This is a genomic window from Nocardia sp. NPDC004573 (genome assembly GCF_053602135.1).
On sequence record NZ_JBSGDA010000009.1, the window covers coordinates 204,752 to 223,202 of the forward strand.

Genomic DNA, 18,451 nt, shown 5'->3' on the forward strand with positions numbered 1-18,451 from the left:
ATCAACAGCAAAGGCACATGATCGATCGACTCCGGCTCTGTTCGACTGAAACCCATGGATTGGGTGCGGGAGTTCTACTCCAGAAATGACTCGTGGTGGGGCAAGACCGAGGCGAGGGTTGCCGATCGCGACCGGCACCGCGTGCGTCTGCTCCGCGACCACGGCGCATCGGCGGGCCGGGTGCTCGAACTGGGCTCGGGTTATGGCACCACCGCGGTGGCGATGGCGCTGGAAGCGCTACGCCGTGACTGCGATCGAGATCAGCGACCGCGCCGACTTCACCCACCAGCTGGTCGAGGACAACGCCGCGTGACGCGCACGAATATCTCGCGATCATCCGCCGGACCGCCGAGGCGTAACCCCCGGATCGCGTGCTGCGACGGGCTTACTCCGGGCGCGACCACACCGTCGCCAGCGTGAACGGATGGCCGCGCAAGGCGGCCCATTTCGGCTTGCGAGCCAGCCAGGCGTCGTCCACCAACGCCTCGGCTACCTCGGTGAGCACCCAGCCCGCGGCCAGGCCTGCCGTCAGGTGCTCGCTGATCAAGTGCAAGTGGGTGCTGATCGCCACCGGTTCGCCGGACGGGTCGGTGTAGTGCGTCGGCATTCCGGACACCATGATGAATTGCGGGTGATAGCTGACCAGTACGCACCGCGCGCCCGGCGCGGCCAGCCGCCACGCCTCCGCGTAGAACGGCGCCTGCTCGGGTAGGTGCTCGTCGATCAGGGACGCGATCACCAAGTCGTAGGCGCCGCCCGGCAGGCCGGTGGCCCGCACGTCCGCGCGGGTCAGCGTGGTGTGGGCGCCGCGTTCGGCGGCCAAGGCCAGCATTCCCCGGCTCACGTCGACCCCATCGATGTGCGTTATCCCCTGCTCGCGCAACCAGCTTCCGGTTCGGCCGGTGCCGCAGCCGAGGTCGGCCGCGCGCCGTACTCGGCCGAGGTCCAGGTGCAACCGCCCGAGCAGGGCGAGATCCATCTCGTCCAGGACCGTTTGCTCATAGGTGGGCGCCCAGCCGTCGTACCCGGTGGCGACGTCGACGGTGCGGTAGTCGCGGCGGTCGAAATCGGCGAATGAGGGCATGGGGCGAGTATTGTTCCGAGTCGGCGCCCGCGCCAGGCGTTTTTCGGGCAACTCGAAATACCGAGGGGGTCAGCGCAGTTCGTGACCTCTCGCCGCCGATCTCGGCAAAGTGCCATTCGAACTGCGTCTTTGCCGCAGGTGATCAGCGCTACACCGTGCGGAGTCGGCGCATGACTGCCGGTATTCTCGTTGGTCGTGGATCTGACGCTGGGCCAGGTGACTTTCGGAGACGTGCGGATCGCCTATCGGGACTCGGGGGTGGGCGCGGTCAGCGACATCCCCGTGCTGCTGGTGCACGGGATGGGCGGCGACGGGCATACGTGGGATCGGTTCGCGCGCGTTCTGATGCGGTCCGGGCGCCGTGTGATCATCCCCGATCTCCGTGGACACGGCCGTAGCTCACACGCCGGTTCCTACCTCTTCGACGACTTCGGCGACGATCTGCTGCGCCTGTGCGACCATCTGGAACTGCCCACGGTAGACCTGGTCGGGCATTCGCTCGGCGGTTACGCGGTGTCGCGGGTCGCGCAGGAGCGGCCGGAACTGGTGCGCAGGCTGGTCATGGAGGAGTGTCCGCTTCCGCTGCAGTCCGGCGCCGAGGAAGTGCGTCTGACCCGCCGGTTTCCCACCGTGCCCGAACTGTGGCACGCCACCTCGAGCCTGGTCCGGCACCCGCGCGCGGTGCTCGCGTTCGACCGCTCCATGACGAAGACGGCGCTCGAGCAGTTCCGCAAGCCGAACCCGGAGTGGTGGGACCGGCTCTCCGACATCACCGCACCTACCCTGGTGCTGTGCGGCGGGCCAGGCGGCATGGTGGATCCGGAGAAGCTCACCGTCCTGCAAGCCGGCCTCGCGGACTGCACGGTCACCACCTTCACCTGCGGCCACAGCATCCATCGCGACCGCTACTGGGAGTTCGCCGCCGCCGTCCGGCCGTTCCTGGCGGGCTGACCTTCTTTCGGATCACCAATGGGTGCCGGGTACCCAGCGGGCGGCGCGGCGTAAGGCTGTACCTGTGACGCGGCGCGCGGTCGACCGGGTGCGGGGTGTGGGGAGCGCGGCGATGGGGTCGGCCGGTTCACCGGGCACGTTCGGTTCGCCCTTGGCCGCGGGGGAGTCGGGCAGGGCGCGGTAGTAGCGGTGCAGGACGCGGTCGCGGATCTTCGGGGTGAGCAGCGCGCCGTATTCGGCGATGGTGCCCAGCGGTACGTCGATGCGTTTGGGCCGTTCGGTCAGCGCGCGCACGATGGTCGCGGCCGCCCACTCGGGGGACTCGGCGGGGCCCTGGTCACCGCTCGGGGTGATCATCGGGGTGCGCACCAGCGGCATGTGGATGGTGGTGAACGTGACGCCGTCGGCCATCGTCTCGACGGCAGCCACCTCGGTGAACTTGTCCAGCGCCGCCTTGCTGGCCAGATAAGCCGAGAACCGCGGCGTGGCCATCTGCACGCCCGCGCTGCTGATGTTGACGATGTGCCCGAACTTACGTTCCCGCATCTGCGGCAGCAGGGCCAGCGTCAGCCGCAGTGCGCCGAAGTAATTGACGGCCATGGTGCGTTCGAAGTCGTGCAGCCGGTCGGTGGAGCGGTGGATGGCGCGGCGGATCGAGCGGCCCGCGTTGTTGACCAGCATGTCCACGTGATCGTGTTCGCGCAGGATGGTCTCGACCACGTGGTCGACCGAGTCGGTATCGGTGACGTCGCAGGAGTATCCGTAAGCCGAGCCGCCCGCGGCCCGAATCTCGTCGACGACGGCGGCGAGCTCCTCGCCCCGGCGCGCGAGGAGAAAGACGGTGGCGCCTTTGCCCGCCACCGCCACCGCCGCCGCCCGGCCGATTCCGGAGGACGCTCCGGTGATGAGGACGTGCCGTCCGGTGAGGTCGCGGGTGCGGCGCCGGGTGTGCTCAGCGGATGCGTCGGTCATCACTGCTCCTTTGCAGGTCTGGTGCCCATGAACTTACTCTGAAGTAAGTTCGCTGCCAAGTGTCCCGGTCGCACTCGGATCGGCACACCACCCCGTCGGCGCGTCCGCGCCGGGGTGTTCGAGAACCGCACGGGCGCGGGGTTTTCGGGTGCGCGAAACGCATCGAACAACTCTCGAAACGTTCGAACATATGTGCGATACTTCACCGCATGTCGGACGATCGGATGGCGGAGGTGTTTGCCGCGGTGCGGCTCGGTGGCGTCGACCCCGCGGCGGGGCGACGGGCGTTGGAAAAGCTCTGGGACGAACTCGGCGAACGCGGCGGAGCGTTGCAGCGCTGCGTGGTCGCCCATCATCTCGCCGATCTCCAAGCGGAGCCCGCCGAGGCGTTGCGCTGGGATCAGCGCGCACTGGCCGCGGTATTCGGCCCCGGAGTGCCGCTCGACGAAGGGCTGCGCGGCTTCTTGCCCTCGCTCTATCTCAACCTGGCCGACAGTCATCGCCGGGTCGGCGAGTTCGAAGTGGCCAGGATGCAACTGGCGATCGCTCGCGGGCATCTCGACGTCCTCGCCTCCGACGCCTACGGCGCGCTCATCCGCGCTCGGCTGAAGGGTGTCGAAGCCGCGCTGGCCGCCGGGTCCGTCGAACGCCTGTCGGTGGCCTGACCTGCCTGTACAACGTCGCGCATCGAATGTATGTTCGAGGCGAGGAGGTGAGTCGTGGGCTGGGGCAACGGTCCGCCCAGCTGGGCGGAGATGGAGCGGGTGCTGTCCGGGCGGCCCGGACGGACGAACCCCGACGCGATGTATCCGGGCGACGGCGGCGACAGCCCGGCGTGGTCGCGCAAGCGCGGCGAGTACCACGCCGAGCCCGTGCGACGCGCCGAAGAGCCACCGGTCCCGTACGCGGAGCTGCACGCGCATTCGGCCTACAGCTTCCTGGACGGCGCCAGCCCACCGGAGGAACTGGTGGAGGAGGCGGTACGGCTCGGCCTGACGGCGATCGCGCTCACCGACCACGACGGCTTCTACGGCACCGTCCGCTTCGCCGAGGCGGCCAGGGAATGGGGAATGCCCACCGTCTTCGGCGCCGAGCTGTCCCTCGGCACGGCTGCCGAGCCGCACGTTCCCGGCTCCGCGAGCGGGCCCGCCGCCGCCCCCGACTCGGCGCCGCGCACCGGCGCGCCGGACCCGGCCGGGCCGCACCTGCTGGTGCTGGCTCGCGGCCAGGAGGGCTACCGCAGACTCTCCCGCGAGATCGCCGCCGCGCACATGGCCGCCGGGGAGAAAGGGATCCTGCGTTACGACCTCGACACGCTCACCGCGGCGGCCGAGGGGCACTGGCAGATCCTCACCGGCTGCCGGAAGGGGCAGCTGCGCCAGGCGCTCGAGCTCGACCTGCGCGCCGGCAGCACCCGCCTGGAACGGGCGGAAGCCGCGCTGCGTGAGCTGACCGAGCGCTTCGGCGCCGACCGGGTGAGCGTGGAGCTGACCCAGCACGGCATCCCGGAGGACGACGAGCGCAACGCGCACCTGATCGCCTTGGCCGATCGCGTCGGCCTGCCCGTGCTCGCCACCACCGGAGCGCATTTCGCCGCACCGAGCCGGCGTCGCCGCGCCATGGCGCTCGCGGCGATCCGGGCCAGACAGAGCCTGGACGAGATAGCGGGCTGGCTGGCGCCGGTGGGCGGCGCGCATCTACGGTCCGGTGCGGAAATGGCGCGGTTGTTCGCCGACTGCCCGCAGGCGGTGGCGAACGCGGCGGCCCTGGCCCGCGAATGCGCCTTCGACCTGCAGCTGATCGCTCCGCACCTGCCGCCCTTCGACGTGCCCGCCGGGCACGACGAGCAGTCCTGGCTGCGCGAGCTCACGATGGCGGGCGCCGCGGCGCGCTATGGGACCCCCGAGCAGAACCCGGAGGCCTACCGGCAGATCGAGCACGAACTCGCGGTGATCGAGAAGCTGGAGTTCCCTGGCTACTTCCTGGTGGTGCACGACATCGTCAGCTTCTGCAAGGACAACGACATCCTGTGCCAGGGGCGCGGCTCGGCGGCCAACTCCGCGGTCTGCTATGCCATCGGCATCACCAATGTCGACCCGGTCCGTAATCAATTGCTGTTCGAGCGTTTCCTCTCCCCGGAGCGCGACGGTCCGCCCGACATCGACGTCGACATCGAATCCGATCGCCGCGAAGAGGCCATCCAGCACGTCTACCGGAAGTACGGCCGCGAATACGCCGCGCAGGTGGCCAACGTGATCACCTACCGCGGCAAGTCCGCGGTCCGGGATGCCGCACGGGCACTGGGGTTTTCACCCGGGCAGCAGGACGCGTGGAGCAAACAGGTGAGCCGCTGGACGGGCGTCGGCGCCGAGACGAACACCGACATCCCCGCCGAGGTGCTGGAACTGGCCGCCGACATCGAGGGCCTGCCCAGGCACTTGGGCATCCACTCCGGCGGCATGGTGATCTGCGACCGGCCGATCGCCGACGTCTGCCCGGTGGAATGGGCGCGCATGCCCGGCCGCAGCGTCCTGCAGTGGGACAAGGACGATTGCGCCGCCATCGATCTGGTGAAGTTCGACCTGCTCGGCCTCGGCATGCTCTCGGCCCTGCACTACATGATCGACCTGGTGCGCGAGCACAAAGGCGAGACCGTCGAGCTGCACTCGCTGGACCTGGCCGAGCCCGAGGTCTACGAGATGCTCGCGCGCGCGGACTCGGTCGGCGTCTTCCAGGTCGAGTCGCGCGCGCAGATGGCGACCTTGCCCCGGCTGCGCCCGCGCAGTTTCTACGACCTGGTGGTCGAGGTGGCGCTGATCCGTCCCGGTCCGATCCAGGGCGGATCGGTGCATCCCTACATCCGCAGGCGCAACGGCGTGGAGGACGTCGTCTACGACCATCCGGCGCTGAAGAATTCGCTGGAACGCACGCTCGGCGTGCCGCTGTTCCAGGAGCAGCTCATGCAGATGGCCGTCGACGTCGCCGGATTCACCGCCGTCGAGGCCGATCAGCTGCGCCGCGCCATGGGCTCCAAGCGGTCCACGGAACGCATGGAGCGCCTGAAGGCGCGGCTCTACCAGGGCATGCGCGAGCGGCACGGGATCACCGGCGAAGTCGCCGACCGGATCTACGAGAAGCTCTACGCTTTCGCGAATTTCGGCTTCCCGGAGAGTCATTCGCAGAGCTTCGCCGCGATCGTGTACTACTCGGCCTGGTTCAAACTGCATCATCCCGCCGCCTTCTGCGCGGGTCTGCTGCGCGCCCAGCCGATGGGGTTCTACTCGCCGCAGTCGCTGGTCGCCGACGCGCGCAGGCACGCGGTCGCGGTGCACGGTCCCGACGTCAACGCCAGCCGGGCCGAGGCGACCCTGGAGGCTCAGGGCACCGAGGTGCGCCTGGGTCTCGCCGCGATCCGCCAGATCGGCGACGACCTCGCCGAACGCATCGTCGCCGCCAGGGGCGAGCGGCCCTACACGTCCTTCCTCGACCTGACCGGCCGGGTGGAACTGACTGTGGCGCAAGCCGAATCGCTCGCCACGGCGGGCGCGCTCGGCAGTCTCGGGATCACCCGCCGCGAGGCGCTCTGGGCGGCCGGCGCCGCCGCGGGCGAGCGCTCGGACCGGTTGCCCGGTACCGGCGCGGCCACCACCGCGCCCGCTCTGCCCGGGATGAGTGACCTCGAGCTGGCGGCCGCCGACGTATGGGCCACCGGCGTCTCGCCGGGTAGTTATCCGACGGAATTCTTGCGCCCGCACTTGGACGCGCTCGGCGTCGTGCCGGCCGCCGGCCTGCTCACCGTGCCCGACGGCTCTCGTGTGCTGGTGGGCGGCGCGGTGACGCACCGGCAGCGTCCCGCCACCGCGGAGGGCGTCACCTTCCTGAATCTGGAAGACGAGACCGGCATGGTGAACATCGTCTGCTCGCTGGGGCTGTGGCGGCGTTACCGGCGTCTGGCCCAGGGCGCCGCCGCTCTGCTCATCCGCGGCCGGGTGCAGAATGCCGAAGGCGTGGTCAGCGTGGTCGCCGAACATCTCCAGCGCATGGATCTGCGGATGGCGTCCACATCGCGCGACTTCCGTTGAGCCCATTGCTTTAAAGAAGTGTTAGAAGCGCTCTAGGAAACCGTTATGCGGGGCTGTCCGCGCAGCGTAAACGGCTACTGTGCCAGGCATGAGGAAGCTTGCTGTGCTGTGTGTCGGCGCGCTGGGGTTGGCTCTGCTCGCCGGTTGCGGTGACGACGACGCGAAACCCGCTCGGGACCGGTCGTCGACGGTGGTCACCGGTCCCGCCCCCGCGATCGCACCGCCGGGAGCGCACGAGCTGGCGCCTCCGAAGCGGGACAACAACTCCGGCGGCGAACCGGTGTCCACGCGCAAGGAAGTGGTCACCGGCAGCGTGGAAATCACCGCCGACGCGCCGGTCGCCGCGGCGGGCACGATCATCGACCAGGTGCGCGCCGCGGGCGGCCGGGTCGACAGCCGCACCGAGCAGCCCGGCACCGACGACACCGAGCCCAGCGCCACGCTCGTCGTCCGCCTGCCCGCGGACAAGACCGACGCGTTCATCACCGGTCTCGGCGGGGTCGGGCAAGTCACCCGGGTCACCACCAACCGCGACGATGTCACCATGCAGTGGGAGGACCTGGACGCGCGGATCAAGGCACTACAAGCGTCGGTGGACCGGCTGCGCGCGCTCATCGCGGGCGCCACCAGCACCTCCGACCTGCTCGCCGCCGAACAGGCGCTGTCGAGCCGCCAGGGTGAACTGGACAGCCTCACCGCGCAGAAGCGACGCCTCGACGACCAGGTCGCCTTGTCCACGCTGACCATCGAGATCACCACCGACCGCGACGGGCCCGGCGACGACCCGGACAATTTCTGGGACGGCATCGTCGCCGGCTGGAATTCCCTGGTGAACTGGCTGCAGGACGCCGTCGTGTTCAGCGGCAGAGCGATTCCCTGGCTCGGCTTCCTCGCTGTGGTGGCCGCGGTGCTGTGGGGTATCGCGCGCCTGGTGCGGCGTCGGAAGCCCGCGCCGCGTAGGGAAGAATCGGCGCAGGCTCCCGTCGAGCCCGCGAGCAGCGCCGCGGACGGCGCGCAGACCAGCGCAGGAGGCGAGAATGCCGACGGTGGTAAGGGCGACGATCAAGCCGAACAGCCGTAAGGGCCCGCTGGTGGAAACCCTCGACGACGGCAGTCTGCAGCTGTACGTGCGGGCTCCCGCCGTCGAGGGAAAAGCCAACAAGGCGGCCGTCGAACTGCTCGCCGAGCACTACGGAGTCCCCAAGTCCGCCGTCCGGCTGGCCGCGGGCGCGACGTCTCGCTTCAAGCGCTTCGAGATCGACCTGCCATGACCACGCCTATACGCCGCCGGGAAAGCCCAGTTGGCGCCATGCTTCGTAGACGGTGACCGCGGCCGCGTTGGACAGGTTCATGGAGCGGCGGCCGGGCAGCATCGGGATGCGCAGCCGGTCGGTGACGTGCGGGTCCGCCAGCACCTCCGCGGGCAGGCCGGTGGGTTCGGTGCCGAACAGCAGGACGTCGTTCTCCCGGTAGGCCACGTCCGTGAACCGGGTGGTGGCTTGCGTGGTGAACGCGAAAACCCGCTCCGGCCGCAACGTCTCCCACGCGGCCGCCAGAGTCGCGTGCACCGTCACCGACGCCAGATCGTGGTAATCCAACCCGGCTCGGCGCAGCTTCGGCTCCGACAGATCGAACCCCAACGGCTCGATCAGGTGCAGATGACACCCGGTCCCCGCGACCAACCGGATCGCGTTGCCGGTATTCGGCGGAATGCGCGGCTCGTGGAACATCAGATGGAACACGGGTGTCAGTCAACCAGGCGCCACGACCGCCGGGGCTACCGGCGAGGCCTCAGCCGAAGCTGCCCGTGCTCGGCTTGCCGATCACGTCGACGGTGACGATGTCCGTCGTCGCGGTGTCGCCCGCGCGGGGATCGCCGGTGGGCCGTTCCCAGGCGCATGCGCCACGCACGCGCATCTGTCCGGCGGGCAGGGACCCGTTGCCGAGCGACGTCTGGACCATCTTGCCGTCCGCGATGGCGAACGAGGTGGGGTTGTTGCCGCCGAAGATCTCCCCGGTGTCGTCGTTGTACACCCAGCACATGCCCTCGGCGTTGGGATTGTGGAACTTCGCCGACACGGTTCCGGGCACCGAGAAGACCTCCTCGAGCACCGGAGGCGACAGCGGAGGTGTCGCGGTAGCGGTGGCGCCGGAGCCGAGCCCCACCGCCAGAAGGGCGGTAACGGCGAGAAGGGGAAGTCGTCGCGCGATCATGATCGACATGTTGTCACCCGAGCGTGCCCTGTCTCCAGGGGTGGCCATACCACTGGACGACGACGCTTTCGATCCGGTAGGAAGCGATAGACCAGCTGAGCGGGAGGGCGCGCTGTCCGTGGCCGCGTCGAACCTGAGCGGAGGCAACATGGTGGGGGCGGTGGTTCGTGCCGGATCGAGTCTGCTGGCCGTCGTCGTCGCCGGCGTTGCGCTGCTGGCAGGTTGCGGTTCCGGGAGTTCGGCGGATCCGGCGGCGGAGCCGACCGGGACAACGACTTCGACGGCAGCCATACCAGCAGGCTGCCCCGCCCTGTCTGTCGATCCTCTGGTCACCGGGGAGTTGAAGACCGCCCTGACAGCGATAAACCTTCCGGTGGGAGCATGTCTCACGTCCGTGCATGTGGTGGGAAGCCCGGCCACCCTGGATGAACTGGCGTTCCTCGTCACCCTCACCATACCCACGGCGGCAGCACCGGATGATCTACGCCCGATCGCCACCGACATCGCACACGTGTGGAAGAAAAGCCAGCTCGGGCAGCGGACGTCCGAGCTGGCGGTCACCAATTGGGCGTATACCGGAGCGAAGTACGTGGAATACCTGACCGACGAGCGCTTTCGGGATCATCCGTGGGACGGAACGCAGTCCCGCGAAGCCGAGTTGGCGATATGGACCGTCACGGCCAAGGGATGAATCCTCTCAGATTTCCCGGGTATCGACCCGCCGACGGTCGGGTGCGAGGAGCTGGACCAGCGCTGTGATGCTCTGCTCGCCCAGGCCCTCGGCTACCGCTCGGTGCAGCAGGTCGTGTATCGGGGCATGCCAGGACATATCGACGCCCGACTCCGCGGCGAGTCGCTCGTCGTCGCCGATCGCGTTGTGGAACAGCGCGATCGACGAGCCGAGCCGGGTGTAGTCCTCGCTGTCGATCTCCTCGGCCATGACCGGCAGCAGTGACTCGATCATCTGTAGCCATTTGATCGAATACGGCACCATTGTGCGTGCTGTCAGACCGCGCGCGGACAGTATCGCTGCGCCTTCGAAGAATCCGAGCAGTGTGGGCAGAAGTGTTGCGCCGACCGCAGATTCGTAGAGAGCGGCCAGGTCCGGTTCGGCACCCAGATGGACGAGTTCACCACCGAGCACTCGCAGTGTTTCCTTGTGCTCGTCGAAGATGTCCGGTTCGCCGCCGAAGTACAGCAGTGTGTCCGGCTTCCCGACGGCCGCAGGTACGTTCTTGATCGCGCCACCGAGGAAACGCGCTCCTCGGCCGGCGGCCCACCGCGCGAAGTCTCGCGCGTCGGCCGGGGTGCCGCTGTTGAGAGTGATCAGCGTTCGCCCGTTCAGCTCGGTGTCGGCAGCGGTCAAAGTGTCGCGGGTCGCTTGAAACGTGGTCAGGCAGGTGATTATCAGCGGGCTGGCGGTGATGGCATCGGCGACGGCGAGCTGTTGACGCGCGCCCACGGCCACCAGCGCAGACGCTCGCTGCGGGCTGCGATTCCACACGGTGGTCGAATATCCCGCCGCGAGAAGAGCCTCTGCGAGGGCGTAACCCATCGAACCCGTGCCGAGCACGGTCACCGCGGTTGTCCGATCGTTCATGCGACTCCCCTCGCGCGCTGTGCCCGTAGGGCTCACGGCTTCCTGACCACGACCGAGTGTTTGCTCAGCCCGCGACGACGACAAGTACGCACTTTCGACACCAGTTCCGCACGTTCAGGTAAGCGCCCAGGTGGCCGGGAGTGGAACCCGGCCCAAGTGACCGGAGTCACCATCGGCCGTCGCCATCGAGGCGGTCGCCATGGGCGCGACAGCCAAGCTCGCGGAACCTCCGGCGGACCGGACGCGGGCAGGTCTGCAAGAATCGGGGCGTGACCGATGCCGACATGCCTGTCGCCAGGCGACGCAGTCCGGGGGCGGAGTTCTTGCGTTCCCATCTGCCGATGGTGGTTGTGACGCTGGTCATCGTGGTGGCGGTGGTTTTCGTCGCGTCCGATCGGTGGCGGCGCGGGGCGTTCTTCTTCGGGGGGGCGACGTTGCTGGCGGCGGCGTTCCGGCTGTGCCTGCCGACCGCGCGGGTGGGGCTGCTCGCGGTGCGCAGCAAGCCCTTCGACGTCGGCGCGCTGACCCTGCTCGGATCGAGCATCCTGTTTCTCGCGGCCACGATCAACACGCTCGGCGTCGGCTGAGGCGCGGGCGACCCGGCCGGGCCGGGCCGCCCTGGCGATCAGCGGGCAGCGGGATATCGCTCGGCGAAAACAGTTCGCGCGCGCGGGCGGCGCCCGGGGTGGGGCGGGACGGTGTCGCTGTAGCCGATGGTGACCAGCACCGCGATGGCGAGATCGTCGCGGTCGCCGATGCCGATGGCTTGTTTCACGAGCGTGGGGTCCCAGCCGTTCATCGGTGCCGAGGCCAATCCGAGACCGGTGGCGGCGAGCATCGCGTAGGTGGCGGCGATCATCGCGTTCTTGACGGCGTTCTCCCGTAGCAGCCCGTGCCGCTCCAAGGTCAGGTACTCGGCGCGCGCGTCGAACATAGCGGTGAACTCGGCGTTCCACGCGCCGTTGCGGCCGGCCAGTTCGGCGATGTCGGCGTTGGCCGCTCGCCAGGCGGCGGCATCGGCGACGAAGACCAGCACCACCGGCGCCTCTGTGGGTTGCGGCTGACCGAACGCCGCCTCCGACAGCGCGGCGCGGCCGGATTCACTCGTCACCACCACGATCGACCGGTCTTGCATGTTCCATGCGCTCGGCGCTTGCATCGCCAGCTCGAGCAACTCCTCGATCAGCTCGGGTGCCACCGGATCGGAGCGGTAGTGGCGCACCGTGCGACGCCCGCGGATCGCGTCGGCCACCGAAAGTGTTTGCGTTTCCATATTTCTAACTATCGGAGAGTCACACTCTCTTAGGAAGAAGGCACTAATCGGTGCGCTACACTCCAATAGGTGTCCACCTATGTCGAAAGCTCCGGCCTGCCCGCCGACGTGTACTCCGCGAAGTGCCCGACGCGGGAGATTCTCGACCACATCGCGGGCAAGTGGACGGTGCTCATCATCGACGCGCTCGCCGACGGCACCCTGCGCTACACCGATCTGCGCCACCGCATCGATGGGATCTCCCAGAAGATGTTGACGCAGACGTTGCGGCAACTCGAGAACGACGGATTCGTCACTCGCACAGTGCATCCCACCATCCCGCCGCGGGTGGACTACACGCTCACCGAACTCGGCCACAGTCTGCGCACGCCGATCGCCGCGCTGCGGGAATGGATCGAAACCAACATCAACCTGATCGAATCCGCGCGGCGGCGCGCGGCGCTCTGAGCGCAAGGCGACGCGGACAGCGCCCGGAACGCCGCCGGGCACTGTGCGGCGATCGACGGCCGGGCCGAACCGCTCAGCGTTCGGGCCGCACCACGGCGCGCGCCAGGCGCATGGTCTCGGTCAGCAGCTTCGACACCGCCGCCGCCTCGGTGAGGAATCCGTCGTGCCCGTCGCGCGAGTGCACGACGTCCAGCCCGTCGCAGCCGGGCAGCAGATCGGCGAGTTCCTGCTGGGTCCGCAGCGGGTACAGCCGGTCGGAGTCGACGCCGCCGACCACGCACGGCACCGGCGTCGCCGCGAGCGCCGCCTCGATGCCGCCCCGGCCGCGACCGACGTCGTGACGGTTCATCGCCTCGGTCAGCAGGACGTAGGTGGCGGGATCGAAACGCTTGCACAGCTTTTCGGCCTGATGGTCGAGGTAGCTCTGCACGGCGTAGCGGCCGCCGTGCCACGGGTCCTCGTCGTCCTGAGGCTTGTTCTCGAACCGGTGATCCAGCTCGAATTCGGTGCGGTAGGTCAGGTGCGCGATCCGGCGGGCCAGGGCCATGCCCGTCGTCGGGGCGCGGCCGGTGCCGTGATAGTCGCCGCCCTGCCAGTCCGGATCGGCCTTGATCGCCGCGATCTGGGTGGTCTGGGTGCCGATCTGGTCGGCGGTGGCGCGGGCGCCGACCGCGAGCACCAGTGCCGCGGCGACCCGCTCCGGCGCCCCCACCATCCACTCGAGCACCCGCATGCCGCCCATCGACCCGCCGACGACGGCGGCGAGCCGCTCGATGCCGAGCAGGTCGAACAGAGCCGCCTCGGCGGTCACCTGATCGCGGATGGAGATCTCGGGAAACCTCGCGCCCCAGGGCTTTCCGTCCGGGGCGAGGCTGGAGGGCCCGGTGCTGCCCTTGCAGCCGCCGAGCACGTTGGTCGCGATCACACACCATTCGTCGGTGTCCAGCGGCGCGCCCGGCCCGACCATGCCGTCCCACCAGCCGGGCATCGGGTGCACGTCGTCGGGCTTGCCGACGACATGGGAATCGCCGGTCAGCGCGTGTTCGACCAGTACCACGTTGTCCAGGCCGGGCGAGAGTTCACCCCAGCGCTGCACCGCCAAGTGGACGTCCGGGATGACCGCGCCGTTCTCCAGACGCACGTCCCCGATGGCGATGGTGCCGAGCCGCCCATCCGGAGGGGGCAGGGCGACGCCGGAGGTTCGTGCGTTCGCTTCGGTACCCACGGTCACGTCGCCGCCGTCGCTGAACCTGCGTGCGCATCCGCAATGTCCACGCTGCGGAAAGACCACTGCGCGGGCTCGGCCCCGGGCGCGGTGAATTCACTCATGGTTTGCTCCCAAGCAGGTGTTCGCCGGTACAGCAGGGGTTAGCGGTGTGTGGGTGACGAACAACAACACATGCCGGCGACCTCCTGTTACGCGCTTGCTCCCGGCTCTCGGGAGCCAGGTCATCACCCGGAGCACCCCACCGCGGCTGGAGGGTTGCCGACCAGCGAGCCGGGGCTTGGCGCTGGTACTCATGACCTGCCCGGCATCATAACCGGCGGCGGTCAGCGCCCGAAATCCTCCGTCGAACTCACCGGTCCGCGGCGCCCGGCGCCCCGCAGCAGGCGCGGACGAACTCATCGTAGGTCTCGGTGAACGCGGCGCGGCCCGCCCTGGCCGCGGCTGAAAGGTCCTCGTCCAGGAATGTGTCGTCCGAGCATTCCATGCCGATGTGGCCGATGAGTTGCCAGGTGCCGACGATGAGCCGCACGGGACGCGCGTCGGGTGTGGTGCCGAGACGCTCGGCGACCACCGCCGCGATCGCGGTGTTCTTGTCGTCGGCGTGTTCCATGCTGCGCGCGCTGACCGACGGGCTGCTGCGCAGGATGCGCTGTATCTGCTGGAACTGGCGGAACGACAGCGGATCGGCGTCGCCCGCCGCGGCGGCTCGATCGACCACGTGCAGGAACGCCGTGCGCAACGCCTCGAGTTCGTTGCCCGTGCGGGGCAGCTCGCGCAGCGTCTCGGCGATGGTACGGCCGAAGTCCTTTACCGGGCCGAGGACGATGTCCTCCTTGTTGTCGAAGTAGCGATTGATCGTGCGCGGTGAGACGTCCGCCACGTGGGCGATCTGCTCGATCGTGGTCGCGTCGAAGCCCTGCGTATCGCACAGATCCAAGGCGGCCGCGATGATGCGCAACCTCGTCTGCTGCTTCTTGCGTTCGCGCAGCCCTGTGGTCGGTGGGGCGCCCGCGGCGCGGGCGGCCGCTGCGCTCGCGCCCATCGGCGCCGATGACTCGAGCATGTGCCCATGCTAACGCAACCTGCTGCTTTTCTGTCCTTAACGGTCAAATGTCGTAATGCGACATTTTTCTCTTGACGACAAATGTCGCTCGATGACAGGATAGCTCGGACGACGAGGACGAGGAGATGACCGTGACGGAAACGGCAACGGCGGTGCCCGCGCCGCAAAAAGCGGCCGGTTCGGCGCGCTGGCTCGCGCTGGCAGTGATCGCATTGGCCCAGCTCATGGTGGTGCTGGACGCCACCATCGTGACCATCTCGCTGCCGTTCGCGCAGCGTGATCTCGACATCAGCGACGGCAACCGGCAATGGATGCTCACCGCCTACACGCTGATCTTCGGCGGCTTGCTGCTGCTGGGCGGCAGGCTGGCCGACTACCTCGGCAGGCGCCGGATCTTCATCATCGGCCTGATCGGTTTCGCGGGCGCTTCGGCGCTGGCCGGCCTCGCGCAGAACGGCGCGGAACTGTTCGCCGGGCGCGCGCTGCAAGGCGCGTTCGCCGCGCTGCTCGCCCCGGCGGCGCTGTCGCTGCTGTCGGTGACCTTCACCGAACCGGGTGAGCGGGCCACCGCGTTCGGCGTGTTCGCGGGCATCTCCGCGGGTGGCGCGGCGCTCGGCCTGATCGCGGGCGGCGCACTCACCGAATACGCGTCGTGGCGCTGGTGCCTGCTGGTCAACACCCCGATCGCGCTCATCGCGCTGTTCGGCGCGCTGGCCTGGGTCGCCAAGGACGTGCCCGCGCCGCGTAGTGGGGGATACGACGTGCCCGGTGCCGTCACGGTGACGCTCGGCCTGATCGCCATCGTGTACGGCTTCAGCCGCGCCGCTGACGACGGCTGGCTGGCAGGCAGCACCCTGGCGCTGCTCGTCGCCGGGCTGGTCCTGCTCGCCGCCTTCGTCGCGATCGAACGGCGCTCGTCGAACCCGCTGCTGCCGCTGCACATTCCGGGTGAGATCAACCGGGGCGGCGCCTTCCTCGCCGCGCTGCTCATCCCGATCGCGATGTTCGCGATGTTCCTGTTCCTGAGCTACTACTTCCAGATCACGCTGGGCTACTCCGCGCTGAAGGCGGGCTTCGCGTTCCTGCCCTTCCCTGCGGGCATCGCGATCTCTGCCGGTGTCACCAGTGCCTTGCTCCCGAAGCTCGGCCCGCGGCCGCTGATGCTGGCCGGCGCCGTGCTCGGCGTCATCGGCCTGCTGCTGCTGGCCCAGCTCGGCTACGGCGACAGCTTCCTCGCCGGGGTGCTGCCGGCTCAGGTGCTCATCGCGCTCGGCATGGGTCCGCTGTTCGTCGGGATGCAGACGGTCGCGCTGCACCAGGTGGAGGAAGAGGACTCCGGCGTCGCCTCCGCGTTGCTGAACGCGGCGCAGCAGGTCGGCGGTGCGGTCGGGACGGCGCTGCTGACCACGATCTCGGTGCAGGTCGCCAAGTCCTTCGCGCAGGAGAACCCCGGCATCGACAACCTGGCCGCGCGGGCCGCGATCCACAGCTACGACGTCGCCTTCTATGTGGGCGCCGGGTTCTTCCTCGCGGCCATCCCGATCATCGCCCTGATGATCCGGGACCGGCCGGAGAACCTCATCGAGGGTTCCGAGGAGGGGGCCCGGATCCCGGTCGCGGTCTGATCCACCGCCCGAGAGGTCCGCGCAACGTCACGATGTTGCGCGGGCCTCGTCGTGTGCCAGGCGGTTGCCGGGCTTGGAAGGAAGGCGGATCATGGCGGCGACGGCGGTTGCGGGGATGCGTCCGGGAGTCGTCGCCGACCTACCAATCGGTAACAAAGGTGGCGCAGCTCACTCCGGGGGCTGCCCGTGCGGTGAGGACTCGGGCAGCAGTACGCTTGTCTTGTTTGCACCACACGTCTCGCCGACAACGCGGGACATATACGTTGTCTGTTGGAACAGCTGGGGTCCGCTCACAAGCGTGTTCGCCTGGCCGTGCAATGAGGGCACCATCCTAGGAGGACACGAAGATCCATGTCCAAGATCAAGGTTGAAGGCACCGTCGTAGAACTCGACGGCGACGAGATGACCCGGATTATCTGGCAGTTCATCAAGGACAAGCTGATCCACCCGTATCTCGATGTGAACCTGGAGTACTACGACCTCGGCATCGAGTACCGGGACAAGACAGACGACCAGGTCACCGTCGACGCCGCCGAAGCCATCAAGCGGCACGGCGTCGGTGTGAAGTGCGCCACCATCACCCCGGACGAGGCGCGGGTCAAGGAATTCGGCCTCAAGAAGATGTGGCGCTCGCCCAACGGCACCATCCGCAACATCCTGGGCGGCACGATCTTCCGCGCCCCGATCATCATCTCGAACGTGCCCCGGCTGGTTCCCGGCTGGACCAAGCCGATCATCATCGGCCGCCACGCCTTCGGCGATCAGTACCGCGCCACCGACTTCAAGGTGTTCCAGGGCGGCACCGTCACCTTGACCTTCACCCCGGACGACGGCAGCGAGCCGATCGTGCACGAGGTCGTGAAGATGCCCGAGGACGGCGGCGTCGTCATGGGCATGTACAACTTCCGCAAGTCCATCGAGGATTTCGCGCGGGCGTCGTTCAACTACGGCCTGCAGCAGAACTACCCGGTGTACATGTCGACGAAGAACACCATCCTCAAGGCCTACGACGGCATGTTCAAGGACACCTTCCAGGACATCTTCGACGCCGAGTTCAAGAGCCAGTTCGACGCCGCGGGCCTGACCTACGAGCACCGCCTGATCGACGACATGGTCGCCTCCTCCATGAAGTGGGAGGGCGGCTATGTCTGGGCCTGCAAGAACTACGACGGCGACGTGCAGTCCGACACGGTGGCCCAGGGCTTCGGTTCGCTCGGCCTGATGACCTCGGTGCTGCTCACTCCGGACGGGCAGACCTGTGAGGCCGAGGCCGCGCACGGCACCGTCACCCGCCACTACCGCCAGCATCAGCAGGGCAAGCCGACCTCGACCAACCCGATCGCGTCCATCTTCGCCTGGACCCGCGGGCTCGAGCATCGCGGCAAGCTGGACAACACCCCCGAGGTGATCGGCTTCGCGCAGACCCTGGAGGACGTCGTCATCAAGACCGTCGAGGGCGGCCAGATGACCAAGGACCTCGCGCTGCTCGTCGGTGGTGACCAGGGCTACCTGAGCACCGAGGAGTTCCTCGGCGCGCTCGATGCCAATTTGGCTCGCGCACTGCGCTGAGCCGCTCCGGCGCCGCGTCGTCGCGGGGCCGGGTTGCCGGGCCGAGCCGCGTCGCTCGACCGACTCCGGCGCTGGGTGCCCAACCCAGCGCCGGGCTGAATCTCGGGCACCCGCCCCACCTCGGTGGAACGGGTGCCCGGACTGTTTCGGCGACGAGTTCGCCGGGCGTCGGTGAGGCATGCCGCTGGGGGCGATGTCGCCGCTCGTCAGCTCGAGTCGCCGAGCGCGAATTGTCATGTCACCTGCGTAGTTCACCGGCGGCGCGTGGGCGAACTCACGTTCGCCCGGGAAGCGAATGCGGGCCGGGGCCGGTTACATGAACACGTGACCAGCCCCGTGAGTA

17 protein-coding genes, 1 pseudogene and 1 riboswitch are annotated in these 18,451 nt (G+C 68.6%); of the genes and pseudogenes, 10 read left to right on the forward strand and 8 right to left on the reverse strand.

What is annotated here, in order from left to right:
* Positions 1–385: 385 nt before the first annotated feature.
* On the reverse strand, positions 386–1,084 hold the full coding sequence (locus tag ACWEKR_RS17185) for a class I SAM-dependent DNA methyltransferase (RefSeq protein WP_452355263.1): 699 nt from the start codon (positions 1,082–1,084) through the stop codon (positions 386–388).
* Between the two features lie 195 nt (positions 1,085–1,279).
* On the opposite strand from ACWEKR_RS17185, the gene ACWEKR_RS17190 reads away from it, so the two are divergent.
* On the forward strand, positions 1,280–2,035 hold the full coding sequence (locus tag ACWEKR_RS17190) for an alpha/beta fold hydrolase (RefSeq protein ID WP_452355264.1): 756 nt from the start codon (positions 1,280–1,282) through the stop codon (positions 2,033–2,035).
* A gap of 12 nt (positions 2,036–2,047) precedes the next feature.
* Here the strand turns inward: ACWEKR_RS17190 and ACWEKR_RS17195 are convergent.
* Positions 2,048–2,962, reverse strand: a pseudogene (locus ACWEKR_RS17195) (SDR family NAD(P)-dependent oxidoreductase); the annotation flags it as partial.
* A 254-nt stretch (positions 2,963–3,216) separates the two neighbouring features.
* On the opposite strand from ACWEKR_RS17195, the gene ACWEKR_RS17200 reads away from it, so the two are divergent.
* The 4 genes from ACWEKR_RS17200 (at position 3,217) to ACWEKR_RS17215 (ending at position 8,360) form a co-directional block, all read left to right on the forward strand.
* Positions 3,217–3,672 carry a hypothetical protein gene (locus ACWEKR_RS17200; protein ID WP_452355265.1) on the forward strand — a complete coding sequence of 152 codons (456 nt, stop codon included), beginning with the start codon at positions 3,217–3,219 and terminating at the stop codon, positions 3,670–3,672.
* A 54-nt stretch (positions 3,673–3,726) separates the two neighbouring features.
* Positions 3,727–7,089 carry an error-prone DNA polymerase gene (locus ACWEKR_RS17205; protein ID WP_452355266.1) on the forward strand — a complete coding sequence of 1,121 codons (3,363 nt, stop codon included), beginning with the start codon at positions 3,727–3,729 and terminating at the stop codon, positions 7,087–7,089.
* 88 nt (positions 7,090–7,177) lie between these two features.
* On the forward strand, positions 7,178–8,170 hold the full coding sequence (locus ACWEKR_RS17210) for a DUF4349 domain-containing protein (RefSeq protein WP_452355267.1): 993 nt from the start codon (positions 7,178–7,180) through the stop codon (positions 8,168–8,170).
* A complete protein-coding gene (locus tag ACWEKR_RS17215) occupies positions 8,127–8,360 on the forward strand; it encodes a DUF167 domain-containing protein (RefSeq protein WP_452355268.1) in 234 nt (77 codons plus the stop codon). The genes ACWEKR_RS17210 and ACWEKR_RS17215 overlap by 44 nt, the downstream gene beginning before the upstream one ends.
* A 6-nt stretch (positions 8,361–8,366) precedes the next feature.
* On the opposite strand, the gene ACWEKR_RS17220 is transcribed toward ACWEKR_RS17215, so the two are convergent.
* Together ACWEKR_RS17220 and ACWEKR_RS17225 are read right to left on the reverse strand one after the other, a co-directional pair.
* Positions 8,367–8,831 carry a tRNA (cytidine(34)-2'-O)-methyltransferase gene (locus tag ACWEKR_RS17220; protein ID WP_195084655.1) on the reverse strand — a complete coding sequence of 155 codons (465 nt, stop codon included), beginning with the start codon at positions 8,829–8,831 and terminating at the stop codon, positions 8,367–8,369.
* A 49-nt stretch (positions 8,832–8,880) separates the two neighbouring features.
* A complete protein-coding gene (locus ACWEKR_RS17225) occupies positions 8,881–9,312 on the reverse strand; it encodes a hypothetical protein (protein ID WP_452355269.1) in 432 nt (143 codons plus the stop codon).
* A gap of 109 nt (positions 9,313–9,421) precedes the next feature.
* Between ACWEKR_RS17225 and ACWEKR_RS17230 the strand changes: the two genes are divergently transcribed.
* Positions 9,422–9,994, forward strand: coding sequence for a hypothetical protein (locus ACWEKR_RS17230; RefSeq protein WP_452355270.1), 573 nt, complete (start codon positions 9,422–9,424; stop codon positions 9,992–9,994).
* Between the two features lie 6 nt (positions 9,995–10,000).
* Here the strand turns inward: ACWEKR_RS17230 and ACWEKR_RS17235 are convergent, their stop codons facing one another.
* Positions 10,001–10,903, reverse strand: a complete 903-nt coding sequence (locus ACWEKR_RS17235; RefSeq protein WP_452355271.1) for an NAD(P)-dependent oxidoreductase — start codon at positions 10,901–10,903, stop codon at positions 10,001–10,003.
* Between the two features lie 284 nt (positions 10,904–11,187).
* Here ACWEKR_RS17235 and ACWEKR_RS17240 point away from each other — a divergent pair, with 284 nt between their 5' ends.
* Positions 11,188–11,490, forward strand: coding sequence for a DUF3017 domain-containing protein (locus tag ACWEKR_RS17240; RefSeq protein ID WP_452355331.1), 303 nt, complete (start codon positions 11,188–11,190; stop codon positions 11,488–11,490).
* A 38-nt stretch (positions 11,491–11,528) separates the two neighbouring features.
* On the opposite strand, the gene ACWEKR_RS17245 is transcribed toward ACWEKR_RS17240, so the two are convergent.
* Entirely contained in the window at positions 11,529–12,176 is a 648-nt protein-coding gene (locus tag ACWEKR_RS17245) for a nitroreductase family protein (protein ID WP_452355272.1), read from the reverse strand.
* 69 nt (positions 12,177–12,245) lie between these two features.
* Here ACWEKR_RS17245 and ACWEKR_RS17250 point away from each other — a divergent pair, with 69 nt between their 5' ends.
* Positions 12,246–12,623 carry a winged helix-turn-helix transcriptional regulator gene (locus ACWEKR_RS17250; RefSeq protein ID WP_195084660.1) on the forward strand — a complete coding sequence of 126 codons (378 nt, stop codon included), beginning with the start codon at positions 12,246–12,248 and terminating at the stop codon, positions 12,621–12,623.
* Between the two features lie 73 nt (positions 12,624–12,696).
* On the opposite strand, the gene metX is transcribed toward ACWEKR_RS17250, so the two are convergent.
* Both metX and ACWEKR_RS17260 read right to left on the reverse strand, forming a co-directional pair.
* Complete coding sequence (metX, locus tag ACWEKR_RS17255; protein ID WP_452355273.1) at positions 12,697–13,854, reverse strand: homoserine O-acetyltransferase MetX; 1,158 nt, start codon at positions 13,852–13,854, stop codon at positions 12,697–12,699.
* A gap of 184 nt (positions 13,855–14,038) precedes the next feature.
* Positions 14,039–14,149, reverse strand: a riboswitch (SAM riboswitch).
* A gap of 51 nt (positions 14,150–14,200) precedes the next feature.
* Complete coding sequence (locus ACWEKR_RS17260; RefSeq protein WP_452355274.1) at positions 14,201–14,914, reverse strand: TetR/AcrR family transcriptional regulator; 714 nt, start codon at positions 14,912–14,914, stop codon at positions 14,201–14,203.
* Between the two features lie 125 nt (positions 14,915–15,039).
* Here ACWEKR_RS17260 and ACWEKR_RS17265 point away from each other — a divergent pair, with 125 nt between their 5' ends.
* Both ACWEKR_RS17265 and ACWEKR_RS17270 read left to right on the forward strand, forming a co-directional pair.
* Positions 15,040–16,539 carry an MFS transporter gene (locus tag ACWEKR_RS17265; protein WP_195084663.1) on the forward strand — a complete coding sequence of 500 codons (1,500 nt, stop codon included), beginning with the start codon at positions 15,040–15,042 and terminating at the stop codon, positions 16,537–16,539.
* A 351-nt stretch (positions 16,540–16,890) separates the two neighbouring features.
* Positions 16,891–18,108 carry an NADP-dependent isocitrate dehydrogenase gene (locus tag ACWEKR_RS17270; protein WP_040864988.1) on the forward strand — a complete coding sequence of 406 codons (1,218 nt, stop codon included), beginning with the start codon at positions 16,891–16,893 and terminating at the stop codon, positions 18,106–18,108.
* Positions 18,109–18,451: the final 343 nt, after the last annotated feature.